Origin of the sequence: Streptomyces sp. NPDC001890, from assembly GCF_042891445.1 — a bacterium.
Classification (GTDB): Bacteria; Actinomycetota; Actinomycetes; order Streptomycetales; family Streptomycetaceae; genus Streptomyces.
Map to the genome: position 1 here is coordinate 91,195 of NZ_JBIATE010000004.1, position 11,984 is coordinate 103,178.

Genomic DNA, 11,984 nt, shown 5'->3' on the forward strand with positions numbered 1-11,984 from the left:
ACAAGTCGATGCAGCACAGATCACGTGAAAGTCACAGAGTTGACGGTGTGTCACTTTCAGCGTGGGCGGACCCCGGGGTGAACTCCACGGGAAGCGTGCGGAGTCCGCGCATGATGAGCCCGCCGCGCCACCGCAAATCGGTAGGTTCCACCGCAAGCCGCAGGTCCGGAAGGCGGTTCAGGAGCGTGGCGAGCGCGGTCTGTCCCTCCAGTCGGGCGAGCGGCGCGCCCAGGCAGTAGTGGATGCCGTGCCCGTATCCGAGGTGCTGATTGTCACGCCGGGCGAGGTCGAGCGTGTCGGGGTCCTCGAAGCGCTCCGGGTCGCGGTCGGCCGCGGCGAGCACCACGAGTACCGGGTCCCCGGCCGCGATGTCCTGTCCGCCGAGCGTCAGCGGTTCGGTGGCGAACCGCCAGGTGGCCAGTTCCACCGGGCCGTCGTACCGCAGCAGCTCCTCGATGCCGGTCTCCAGCAGCCCGCTCTCCCCCGCGTCGAGGGAGAGCTGGAGCCGTTCGCGCTGCGCGGGATTGCGCAGCAGGGCGTAGACCCCGTTGCCGATGAGATTGACCGTGGTCTCGAATCCGGCGAAGAGCAGGATGAAGGCCATGGCCGCGGCCTCGTTCTCGGTGAGGTGCTCGCCGTGGTCGCTGGCCCGGATCAGCCCGGAGATCAGATCGTCCCCGGGGTTCTCCCGCTTGCGGTGGATCAGCTCGGCGAGGTAGCCGCGCATCTTCTTCACCGACCTGGCCACCCCGCCGCGCGGGCCGCCGCCGTGGCGGATCATCATGCCCGCCCAGTCCCGGAAGTCGTCCTGGTCCTCGCGCGGGACACCGAGCAGGTCGCAGATCGCGTAGATGGGGAGCGGGAAGGCGAAGTCGTGGATGAGGTCCGCCTTCCCCTCCGCGATGAAGCGGTCGATGAGGCGGTCCGTCAGTTCCTGTACGCGCGGTGCGAACTCGGCGACCCGGCGCGGGGTGAACGCCTTGGACACGAGGCGGCGCAGCCGGGTGTGGTCCGGCGGGTCGATGTTCAGCAGATGCGTCATCAGCTCCGCCTTGCGCTCGCCCGGGATGCCCGTCTTCCCCTTGGCGTGCGCCGGCTCGGCGTGGTGCGCCGGGTTCTTGGAGAGCCGGGTGTCGGCGAGCGCCTGCCGCGCGTCCGCGTACCTGGTCACGAGCCACGCCTCGACGCCGCTGGGCAGCGCGGTCCGGTGCACGGGGCTGTGCTCGCGCAGCCAGGCGTAGGCCGGGTACGGGTCGGTGGCGAACTCCCAGGTGAAGAGTTCGGGGCCGCCGTCCGCCCCACCGGCGGGGCAGGCGGCGGACGCATCGGAGGGACTGTCGGCGGGCTGATCCGCGGGGCTGTCGGCGGGGCTGTGGTTCACCCCCCGACGTTATCCGCCGCCCCTGGTGGTCGTCCCCCGCCCTCCGGCGTCACTCGTGGCCCTCCGCCGGCGGTTCCCGTTGCCCGGCGCTACGCGTGGCCCTCCGCCGCCCTGATGGCGTCCCGGTAGGCGCGGCCCGCGGCCCGCAGGGCGGCCTCGGGGTCGATGCCGTCCCGCTCGGCGCGTACGGCGAGGGCGAGGAGCTCGTAGCCGATGCCGTCGCCGGTGGGGAGCGGCACGTCGAGCTTCGCGGTACGGACCCGGCCGGCCAGCTTCGCGGCCAGCGCCAGGCCGGGCTGGCCGAGCGGGACGCCGTCGGTGACCGAGTCGCGCTGCTTCTCGATGGCCTTGGTGCGCAGCCAGTGCGCGTGGACGTCCTCCGGGGTCTCGGCGCTCTCGTCGCCGAAGACGTGCGGGTGGCGGTGGATCAGCTTCTCGACGAGGGTCGCGGCCACGTCGTCGACGGAGAACGGCTCCTGCTCGTCCTCCTCGGCGATCCTGGCGTGGAAGACGACCTGGAGGAGCACGTCGCCGAGTTCCTCGCGCAGTTCGTCGCGGTCGCCGTCCTCGATCGCCTCGACGAGCTCGTACGCCTCCTCGATGGCGTACTTGGCGAGGCCCTTGTGCGTCTTCTGCGAGGTCCACGGGCATTCGGCCCTGATCCGGTCCATGACCTGGACCAGATCGAGGAGCCGGGCGCCCGGCAGGTCGTACGAACCGGGCAGCAGCTCCAGGTCCGGCATCCGCACCCGGCCCGAACCGGCGAGCCGGGCGAGCCCGTCGGTCAGCGGCTGGTCGCCCTCGCCGCCCGCGAGGACGACGACCGACCGGCCGCCCGCACAGGAGTCGACGAGCTCCTGCGCGGTGGGCGCGGCATGCTCGACGGTGACGCCCGCCTCGCGCAGATACGGCAGCTGCGGGTGGTCCGGCTCGGCGCAGAGCACCCGGTCGGCGGCGTGCAGTGCCTGCCAGGCGGGCCAGGACAGCAGTCCGGGCGCGACGCGGTGGCTGGCGGTGAGCAGAACGATACGGCCGGGGTCTTCAGCATTCACCGTTCGAATCTACTCCGGTCGCTCCCGCCGCCCCTTCCGCGGCCGGTCAGGCCCCGGCCTCGGCGCCCGCACCGGCCGGCTTGGTGACCGGGTTGAGCCAGGGGGCCTTGTAGTCGGCGAGCTGGGTCTGCTTGTCGTCCCAGGTGCCGTAGCGCGGATTGACGTCGACCCGCAGGGCCTTCGACGCCTTGCCGAGCGCCTCGCCGACGGCCTGCTGACCGGCGGGCTGCTGGAGGTCGGCGCCGAGCGCCTGGGCCAGCTTGGTCAGCTGGACCTGCTCGCGCAGCACCGCGTCGATCTGGCCGGGGGCGACCCAGCTCTGCTGGAGCATCGCCGTCCGCAGCCGCTCCTCCCCGCCGGACTGGGCGGCCGCCGCCTTGCGCATCTGCTGGATCTCGCTGCGGCTGACGGTCACGCCCGCGTCCTGTGCGGCCCGGTCCAGGACCCGGTCGAAGATCATGCCGTGCAGCTTGGCCCGGCCGAGCTGCCCGGACTTGTCGATGAGCTGGGAGGCGTCCTTCGAATCGCGCTGCGCCTCGCGTACGGCGGCCACCTGGCTCTGCAGCGTGGAGACCTCGATCCGGTCCCCGCCGACGACGGCCGCGGCACCCGGGTGGGCCTCGCTGCCACAGGCGGTCAGGAGTGGGGCGCCGGCGAGCAGGGCGGCGGAGACGGTGAGCGCGGTGCGACGGCGGCGGTGCAAAGGAACCTCCCGGGGAGAGTTTGTGCATCAGTGCACAAGACCTTGCGGTGATCGATGTTAGGCAGTGGACACGGCTGGGGCCACCGATTCGACCAACGATTCGGGAGGAGTTGGGGATGTGGGCCCGGCCGGGACGGCTCAGGGCAGGCGTTCGGCCGCCGGCACCGGGGTGTCCGGCCGCAGCATGATCGTGCGCGAGACGACGAAGGTGATCGGGATGGCCGCCACGGCCGCGACCAACGGCGCGTACCGGCTGCTGAACCCGGCGAGGTCGACCAGCAGATAGACACCGCCGGTCGTGATGACGAAGTTGGCGGCATTGGTGAGCGGGAAGAGCAGGAACTTCCGCCAGGTGGGCCGGGTCCGGTAGGTGAACCAGGAGTTCAGGAGGAAGGAGCCGGTCATGCTCAGCGCGAAGGCGATCACATGGGCGGCGATGTAGGGCAGCCACATCAGCAGGACGAGATAGCAGCCGTAGTACGTGCCGGTGTTCACCACTCCCACGAGGGAGAATCGAGCCATCTGCGCGGTGACCGTCATCGGCGTACGAACTCCTGGGGTTCCCGTATCTGTTGTGTCTGCGGCGCCGGTCGCGGTGCCTCGGTGTTGGTGGCCTTCACCAGGAAGTGCGGGCGTCGCTTCACCTCGTAGTAGATGCGGCCGACGTACTCGCCGACCACCCCGACCATCACCATCTGGACCCCGGCGAGTGCGGTGACCACGACGACGAGCGTGACATAGCCGGGAGTTTCCACTCCCTTCACCAGGGCGACGCCGACGATCCACGCAGCATAGGCGAAGGCCACCGAAAGCAGCAGCATGCCGAGGTAGAGCGCGGCGCGCAGCGGTTTGTTGTTGAAGGAGAGCAGACCGTCGAGACCGTAATTGAGCAGCTTTCCGAAGGTCCAGGCGGAACTTCCCTGTTCACGGACGGCATTCTCGTAGGAGAAGGTCGTCGTGCGGAATCCCACCCAGGCGAAAAGGCCCTTGGAGAACCGGTTGTATTCGGTGAGTTCCAGTACCGCGTCGACGGTGCGGCGGGAGAGCAGCCTGAAGTCCCCGACGCCGTCCACCAGCTCCACGTCCACCAGGCGGTTGATCAGCCAGTAGTAGGCGCGGGCGCTGAGGGTGCGGGTGACCCGGTCGCCCTTGCGGGTGCGGCGGGCGATCACCTGGTCGTGGCCCTGCTCGTACTCCTGGAGCATCCGGCCCACGAGCTCGGGCGGGTGCTGGAGGTCGGCGTCCATGACGACCACGGCGTCGCCCTCGGCGTGCTGGAGACCGGCCAGCATCGCGGCCTCCTTGCCGAAGTTACGACTGAAGGAGACATAGCGGACCCGTGGATCGGCGGCGGCCAGTTCCTGGAGGATCACCAGGGTCCGGTCCGCGCTGCCGTCGTCGACGAACACCAGCTGGAATTCATGTCCCAGCCCGGTCATTTCTTCCGTGACGCGTTCATGGAAGCGTTCGAGGATCTCCTCCTCGTTGAAACAAGGCACCACCAGCGAGATCAGCACGGAAGTACATCAGCCCGGCCAGATGTCGGAACCCGATGCACCACGTGGCCGGTGGGCGTCCATTGCGTGAACTGACCCAATTCGGCCGGGGGTTGTACGTTCGAAGCTGGCATATTCCTGCGTATGCCGACTTTCCGTCCCAGCCCGCGCGCGGGCTCGCTCGCCGCGCTGCTCACCGTCGTCGCGGTCTGCGCGGGTGACGCCGTGGCGCGCGTCTTCCCGTTCGGGCCGCACACGCGCAGCGTCAACGACCTGGGCAATCAGTTCGTGCCGTTCCACGCCCGGCTGTGGGACCTGTTGCACGGGAACGCCGACGGCGGGCTGCTGCTCAACTGGTCCTCCGGGTACGGGACGAGTTTCCTGCCGGATCTCGGCACCTATCTGACCAGTCCGTTCGCCCTGCTCGTCGGGGTCTTTCCACGTGACCGGATCGATCTCGCGGTCTATGTGGTGACGGTCCTGAAGATGGCCTCGGCGGCGGCGCTGATGGCCCTGTTCCTGCTGACGCTGCGCGGCGGGCGCTGGTGGGTGGCCGGCGTGCTCGGCGGTTCGTACGCGCTGTGCGGCTGGTCGGTCGCCGAGGCGTCGTACAACCCGATGTGGCTGGACGGTCTGATCGCGCTGCCGCTGCTCTGCCTGGTCGCCGAGTGGGCCCGTACGGGACGGCACCGGATCGCCGGGCCGCTGCTGGTGGCGGTGGTGTGGGCGGCCAACTTCTACACGGCGTACATGGCGACGCTCGGTGCCGCTCTGGTGCTGGCCGTCCGGCTGTTCACCGAGCGGGACGACCGGCGGGCGGTGGTCCGGGGGCTGGTGCGGGCCGTCTGCACGGTCGGGGTGGGGGTCGGGCTCTCGGCGCCCGTCCTGCTCCCGGTCTACCTGGGGACCAAGCACGCCTACCCGGGCTGGGACCGCCCGTTCGCGCCCGCCGACTGGCCCGATGTGCTCGCCCGGCTGCTGCCGGCCACGTACAGCTTCTTCACCCCGGCCCTCTTCCTCGGCACCGGCACCCTGCTGCTGGCCGTCGCACCGGCCTTCCAGCGGTCGGTGCCGGGGCGCGAGCGGTGGGCGTGGACGGGGCTGGTGGCCGGGGTCGCGCTGTCGCTGCAGTGGGAGCCGACCCATCTGCTGTGGCACGCCTTCGCGACGCCCAACGGCAGCCCGTACCGGCAGACGTTCGTGCTGGCCGGGCTGGTGGTGATAGCCGCCTGGATCCCGGTCTCGTACGGATGGCCGGAGCGGCGGGCGCTGCTCGGCGGGGCCGCGGTCCTGGTGCTGCTCGCGGCCGGGGCCGGTTTCAGCGACCTGGTCACCGGGTGGACGTATCCGCTGTTCGCGGTGGGCCTGGTGGCCGCGGCCTGCGCCCTGGTACTGGTGGGGCGGGGCCGCAGGCTCGCGGCGCTGGCCGCCGTGCTGCTGATCGGCGCACAGGCCGGGCAGGCCGCCGCGGCCACCGCGTACTTCGACCGGCAGCGGCTGAACCGGCTCGACGACTACGCGCCCTGGGGCGAACGGCAGCGGACCTGGGCGGCCGTGGTCGCGGGCGCCGAGGGCTGGCCGGGCTACCGCACGGACCCCGGCCGGGAGCAGACCACCACGAACGATCCGCTGCTGGTGGGCGGGCAGGGCGGCGCGTACTACAGCAGCCACACGCCCGCCGTGCTGACCCGCACGATGCGGGCGCTCGGCGGCGGGTGGACGTCGAACGGCCGGGCCGTGCAGAGCCTGGACAACCCGGTCACGGACGCGGTCTTCTCGGTCGGCGCCCGGGTGCGCGGGCCGCGCGATCCGCACCAGGGGTCGAACGTCCCGGACGACCGGCCGGTGACGGTGAGCCGTGCCGAGGTGCCGCCGCTGGTGACGGTGCGCGGGCCTGGCGGGACGGGCGGGCCTGCCGGGCCCGTGCCGTATGGCCGTTCGCCGTTCCGCAACCAGGAGCGGCTGCTCGGCTCGCGGGTCTACACGGTCCCGAGGACGGCGCTGCGTGCGGCGGACGGCGGCGCGGTGGCGGACAGGGGGGCGTACGACTACCGGGTGGGGCGCGGCACGTACACGCTGACCGCCGCCTGCCCGGCGGGCAGCGAGGCGTACCTGTGGTCGCCCGACATGTTCGGCCGGGCGCGGCTCGGCGACGGCCCGGAGGTCGAGTTCAAGGGGCAGCTGCCGGCCAGACGGGCCGCGATGCAGCGCCTGGGCACGGTCGGCGGGGGCGGGAGCGTGCGGGTCGCGCTGACCCCGGTGCGCGCCGGGACCGTGCCGCACGGGGCGGTCGGCTGTCTGGACCGGGCCCGGCTGGCCTCGGCGGTCGCCGGACTGAAGCGCACCGGCGCGAGGGCCGTCCATGTCACCGGCCACGGCGTCCGGGCCGAACTGCCGCCCGGCACCACCGGAACGGTCGTGCTCGCGGCGCCCCGGATCGCGGGCTGGAGCTGCCAGGGCCGCCCCGCCGACAGCTACCTGGGCCTGGTCGCCACCCCGGCCCCGGCCGGGGGCGGGGCCGTCGACTGCACGTTCCGGCCCCCGGGCCTGCGGGCGGGTGCGGTGGCCGGGGCGGGCGCGCTGGCCGTGCTCGTACTCGGCGGGCCGTTCCTCGCGTACCGCCGACGGCGGCGGTCGGAGGGCGGGCGGCCCGGCCCCGACCGCGCGCCGCGGCCCGCCGGGGCCCCGGAGCCCGTGGAGGTCTGACCGGGGCGGGTCGCGGAGCGCGGCCGGTCAGCCGCCCCGCACCTCCACCTGGCGGTCGAGCCGGCGGCGCAGTTCCACCGGCAGCGGGTGATGGGGTCCGTAGGCCCGCTCGGCGTCGTACAGCAGCGCCTGGAGCTGGACGCGCGCCGTCACGTGGTCGCCGAGCGCCAGCAGCAGGTGCGCGACGCGGTTGCGGACCTCGAAGGCGCGGGCCGGGTCGCCGCCCGTGGTGCGGTGGTTCTCGAAGTACGGGAGGACCGCACGGTACTCGGCGAGGGCGGCGGCCGGTTCGCCGAGCTGTTCCAGGCACTGGGCCGCGTCGTAGCGGAACTGGAGCGTCTGCGGGTCGGCCGGGCCGGCCTCCGCCGCGCGGTCGTCGGCGAGCCGGCGCAGCTCGGGCAGGGCGCGGCGGTACTGGCCGTCGTCCATCAGCGTCGCCGCGTACTGCTTGCGCAGGATGCGGACCACGGCGGAGTCCTCGCCGTGCTGTTCGGCGGCGACGGGGAGGATCGAGCCGAGGATGTCCACGGCCTGGGTGATCCGGCCCTCGCCGAGCAGCTTCTTGACGTCGTCGACGGCGGCGGCCACATCGGGCCGGGCGGCGGTGGCGGGCGGGGCCGGTGACGCGGGACGGGGCCCGACGGCGGTGCGGTCGGGCCACGGGGCGTGCGGGCGCAGGAAGGGGCGGGTCGGGTCGAGTGGTCCGACGGAGAGCGCGGTGCCGGGCGCGGGGAGCAGCGGAGCGAGGTGTTCGTACACCTCCTGGGCGCCGGCGGGGCGGTGCTGCGGGTCCTTGGCGAGCAGCCGCAGCACCAGCACTTCGAGCGGCTCGGGGATCTCGGGCCGGATCCGGCGGACCGGGACCGGCGGCTCGTAGAGGTGGCGGTGGAGCACGCCGAGGGCGGTGGATCCGGCGAACGGGACTTCTCCGCTGAGCAGTTCGTGGAGGAGCACACCGAGGGCGTACAGATCGGTGTACGGGCCCACGGCGCCGCCCATCGCCTGCTCGGGGGCCATGTAGGCCGGGGAGCCGATCGGTGAGCCGGTGTGGGTGAGCCGGGTGGTGTCGGTGTCCAGGACGGAGGCGACGCCCAGATCGAGAACGGTGACGGTGCCGTCCGGACGCACCATCACGTTGCGGGGCTTGAGGTCGCGGTGGACGATCGGCACCGCGTGCACGGCACACAGGACGGCGCAGAGCTGGGCGGCGACCGCGACGGACCACTGCCAGGGGTACGGCTCGTGCTCGGCGAGGTGGTCGGCGAGGTCGGCGCCCTCGACGTACTGCATGACGAGGAACAGGTCGTCGCCGTCGCTGCCCGCGTCGTGGACGGTGACCAGGCCCGGGTGGTCGACCTGGGCGGTGACCCGGCACTCACGGACAAAGCGGCGGCGCAGCTCGCCCGCGGCCTCGCTGTCGATGGGGCCGGTGACCCGGTCGGGGCGGAGCAGCTTCACCGCGACGCGGCGGTCCAGGCGCTGGTCGTAGGCGGTCCAGACCTGGCCCATGCCGCCCTGGCCGAGGATGGTCGCCAGTTGGTACCGCCCGCCGATGAGACGCCCGCTCACCGGCCTTCCTCCTTGCGGAGGTAGTCGCTCAGTTCGTCGAGCTCGGCGCGGACCTGGTCGATGCGGTGGGACCCGGGTTGGGGTTGGGGCGCGGGTTGGGGTTGGGGCGCGGGGTTCGGCTGTGGCCGGGGTGACGGCTGTGGCTGGAGTTGGATTTGGGGCGCGGCGGGCTGCTGCTGTACGGGCATGGGCGGCGGCGCCACGGGCGGCGTGGGAGCGGCCATGGGCAGGGGCGCGGGAGCAGGTGCGGCCCCCCGCATCGGCACCGTGGGCGCGTACTGGTACCCGTAGCCGTACCCGTGTCCGTAGCCGTGGCCGGTCACCGGCTGCTGCCTGCTCAGCCGTTCGTAATGGCGGACGTCCGCGACCAGGTAGTACGCGAACGAGCCCAGCATCGTCACCAGCAGCAGCGGGATGAGGACGAAGTCGATGCCGGTCGGCTCGTCGCTGCCGTCCCTGCCGAGGACCGGCAGGAGCACGCAGACGAACACGAACCCGGCGCCGGTCAGCCACCAGTCGTACGCCTTGCGGCGCACGATCGCGAGCCGGAGCAGCGGAGTCCACAGCAGGATCCCGAGCGAGCCCACCGAGAGCACGCCGAACAGCACCCGCATCGAGACGATCCAGGCCCGGCTGGGAACCCGGCGCGGCGGCGTCGGCGGATGACCCGGGGCGTACATGGCTGCTCCTGGAGACCTGGTCGTTTGAACATCCGCGCACACGCTCCGTGCACGCAGATCCGAGCGTAAAGGGCGACACCGACAACTGGCCTCGGGTTGTACGGAACCGCTGTGGTTCAGCTCACTTCGGTTGAACTCACACCGATTGAGTTCACTCCGGTTCAGCTCACTTCGGCGCGACCGTGCCGTCCGTCAGTCCGTCGTACATCCCCTGTACGAGCTGACCGCCGAGCCGGCCGGCCAGCCTGAGGGCGTCCTCGAACTCGGCCAGGGCACGGAACCGTTCCCCGTACCGCTGCTGCTCCGCGAGCGGCAGCCTGGGCAGTTGGAGGCGGCGGGCGTCCAGCCGGGTGGCGGTGGAGGCGTAGCTGCTGGCCTGGCGGTTGTTGGCGGTGCCACGCAGGAAGCCGGCCAGGAACCAGGGGTCGAGGGCGGCCGGATCGGGGCGCAGCAGCTGGAGGTTGCGGCCCAGCGCGGCACCCGCGGTGGCGTCGTCGATGACGCGGGCGGCGGAGCCGCCGCCGAGCACCGGGACGACGACATCGCCCGGTTCGACGAGGACCGGCTCCTCGGCGGGGCCGTCGGCGGGCAGGCTTCCCGAAGGGGCGGTGGAGCCGAGGACGTCGTGTTCGGTGAGCACGGGCCCCTGGCCGGTGCCGGAGCCGCCGGTGCGGAGCTGGAGGGCTCCGGCGCGGGCGAGTTCGCCGACGGTGGTGAGGGGCCAGTGGGCCGGGTCGGTGAGGGTGACGGCGGGCGGGGTGAGGGTGCCGGTGCGGCCGAGCGTCTCGGCGAGCCGTTCCCGTAGCCGGGTCAGTTCGCCGGGTCCGCCCGCGGCGGCCGGCGGTGGCAGGTGGCGGGCGGGGGCCAGGTCCACGTCGTCGTCGAGGAGTTCGATGACGGGGACGGCGCGGCCGGCACCGGGGCGGGCCCCGGCCGGGGCGGCGCCTTCGAAGGCCTGCCAGGCGTCGAGGACGGCGCCGTGCACCGCCTGCCAGTCGAGCCGGTCGCGCCCACCGGTCGCGGATGCCTGCCCTCCCGGAGCCGGTTCGGCGGGCTCGGCGGTGTCGACGAGCAGCAGTTCGGGCGAGGCGGGCGAGGCGCTGCCGGGCTTGCGGAGCACCCAGAGGTGGAGCGGGATGCCGTACGGGGGTGCGGCGCCGGCCGGGAGCGCGATGACGGCGCGCAGGGCGCCGCGGCGCAGCAGATCGGCGCGGATCCGGCGGCCGGAGCGGCGCGAGGCAGCGGCCGGGGGCATCAGCAGTACGGCGGTGCCGCCCTCGCGCAGATGGGCCAGGGCGTGCTGGACCCAGGCGAGTTCGGACTCGGTACGGGCCGGGAAGCCGTACTCCCAGCGCGGGTCGTAGGCGAGTTCGTCGTGGCCCCAGTTGCGTTCGTTGAACGGCGGGTGGCAGAGCACGGCGTCGGCGGCGAGCTGCGGGAAGGCGTCGGCGCGCAGGGTGTCGGCGTTGCGTGCCGCCAGGACGCAGCCGGGGCCGGTGTGCAGGGCGAGCCGCAGCGCGGTGAGCGCGGCGAGGTCGGGGTCGGTCTCCTGGGCGTACAGGGCGGCGGGATCGCTGACGGCGCGCAGCAGGGCGCCGGTGCCCGCGGCCGGGTCGAGGACCGTACGGGCGGGCCGCTCGCCCGTCTCCACCAGGGCGGCCATCAGTTCGGCGAGTCCGGGCGGAGTGAGTGTGTACTGGCGCGGGTTGGCGTCCAGCTGGCGGCCGAGCAGGAACTCGAAGGTCTCCCGGGCCCCGGTCCCGGCGGCGAGTTCGGCGGCGGCGCGGAGCAGCGGAACGGACGGGAGCAGTTCGGCGGGGCTCGGGGTGTGAACGGCCCTCCCGCCTTCCGCCGCCGGTCCGAAGCGGGTGGTGAGCACCTTGTCGACGGCGAGGGAGAGCACGCCGGCCATCCCTTCGTCCGACACGGCGGCGATCTCCGTCCAGGCCTTGGGGCTGGTCCGCAGGAGCAGCAGGGCGCAGCCCGCGTGGACCAGGGCGGGTACCGCTCCGGCCGGGTGCCCGGCGACCTGCTGCCAGACCCGTTCGCGCAGCGGGACCTCGGCGAGTTTCCCCTGGTCGCGGAGCCATTGCTCGACCTCGGGCAGCGCGAAGGACGGGCTCGTCTCGGTGCCGCCGACGGGCTTGGGGAAGTCGGCGTGGCGGCGGCGCCAGTTGCTGACCGCGGCGCGGCCCACCCCCGCCAGCCGTGCGATCCCGGCCGCGGTCACCTCTGTCGAGTTCTCCGGCACTGGCTGTCTCCCTGGCTGGTCCTGGCACTCGTCCCGGTACTGGTTGTCGGCGAGCATACCGACCCGGTTCACGCGACACCGATTCACAGCGTGCATCGACTCATTCTTTGTGAACCGTGTTGACTCGGTTCACAAGCTCTGCTGTG

The 11,984-nt window shown here is 72.9% G+C and carries 9 protein-coding genes; 1 reads left to right on the plus strand and 8 read right to left on the minus strand.

Going from position 1 to position 11,984, the window contains the following annotated elements:
- Positions 1-31 precede the first annotated feature (31 nt).
- From ACFYY1_RS14965 to ACFYY1_RS14985, 5 genes are all read right to left on the minus strand, one after another.
- Positions 32-1,381, minus strand: coding sequence for a cytochrome P450 (locus tag ACFYY1_RS14965; protein WP_388584889.1), 1,350 nt, complete (start codon positions 1,379-1,381; stop codon positions 32-34).
- An 89-nt stretch (positions 1,382-1,470) separates the two neighbouring features.
- On the minus strand, positions 1,471-2,433 hold the full coding sequence (locus ACFYY1_RS14970; RefSeq protein WP_388584890.1) for a nucleoside triphosphate pyrophosphohydrolase: 963 nt from the start codon (positions 2,431-2,433) through the stop codon (positions 1,471-1,473).
- A 46-nt stretch (positions 2,434-2,479) separates the two neighbouring features.
- Entirely contained in the window at positions 2,480-3,136 is a 657-nt protein-coding gene (locus ACFYY1_RS14975) for a SurA N-terminal domain-containing protein (protein WP_388584892.1), read from the minus strand.
- 138 nt (positions 3,137-3,274) lie between these two features.
- Positions 3,275-3,676 carry a GtrA family protein gene (locus ACFYY1_RS14980; protein WP_388584895.1) on the minus strand — a complete coding sequence of 134 codons (402 nt, stop codon included), beginning with the start codon at positions 3,674-3,676 and terminating at the stop codon, positions 3,275-3,277.
- Positions 3,673-4,653 carry a glycosyltransferase family 2 protein gene (locus tag ACFYY1_RS14985; RefSeq protein ID WP_388584898.1) on the minus strand — a complete coding sequence of 327 codons (981 nt, stop codon included), beginning with the start codon at positions 4,651-4,653 and terminating at the stop codon, positions 3,673-3,675. Before ACFYY1_RS14985 ends, ACFYY1_RS14980 begins: the two co-directional genes overlap by 4 nt.
- 123 nt (positions 4,654-4,776) lie before the next feature.
- On the opposite strand from ACFYY1_RS14985, the gene ACFYY1_RS14990 reads away from it, so the two are divergent.
- On the plus strand, positions 4,777-7,338 hold the full coding sequence (locus tag ACFYY1_RS14990; protein ID WP_388584901.1) for a YfhO family protein: 2,562 nt from the start codon (positions 4,777-4,779) through the stop codon (positions 7,336-7,338).
- Positions 7,339-7,365: 27 nt separating this feature from the next.
- Here ACFYY1_RS14990 and ACFYY1_RS14995 read toward each other — a convergent pair whose 3' ends face one another.
- From ACFYY1_RS14995 to ACFYY1_RS15005, 3 genes are all read right to left on the minus strand, one after another.
- Complete coding sequence (locus ACFYY1_RS14995; RefSeq protein ID WP_388584903.1) at positions 7,366-8,907, minus strand: protein kinase; 1,542 nt, start codon at positions 8,905-8,907, stop codon at positions 7,366-7,368.
- Entirely contained in the window at positions 8,904-9,587 is a 684-nt protein-coding gene (locus ACFYY1_RS15000; protein ID WP_388584904.1) for a hypothetical protein, read from the minus strand. Before ACFYY1_RS15000 ends, ACFYY1_RS14995 begins: the two co-directional genes overlap by 4 nt.
- Positions 9,588-9,753: 166 nt before the next feature.
- Positions 9,754-11,838, minus strand: a complete 2,085-nt coding sequence (locus ACFYY1_RS15005; RefSeq protein ID WP_388584907.1) for an N-6 DNA methylase — start codon at positions 11,836-11,838, stop codon at positions 9,754-9,756.
- Positions 11,839-11,984 lie beyond the last annotated feature (146 nt).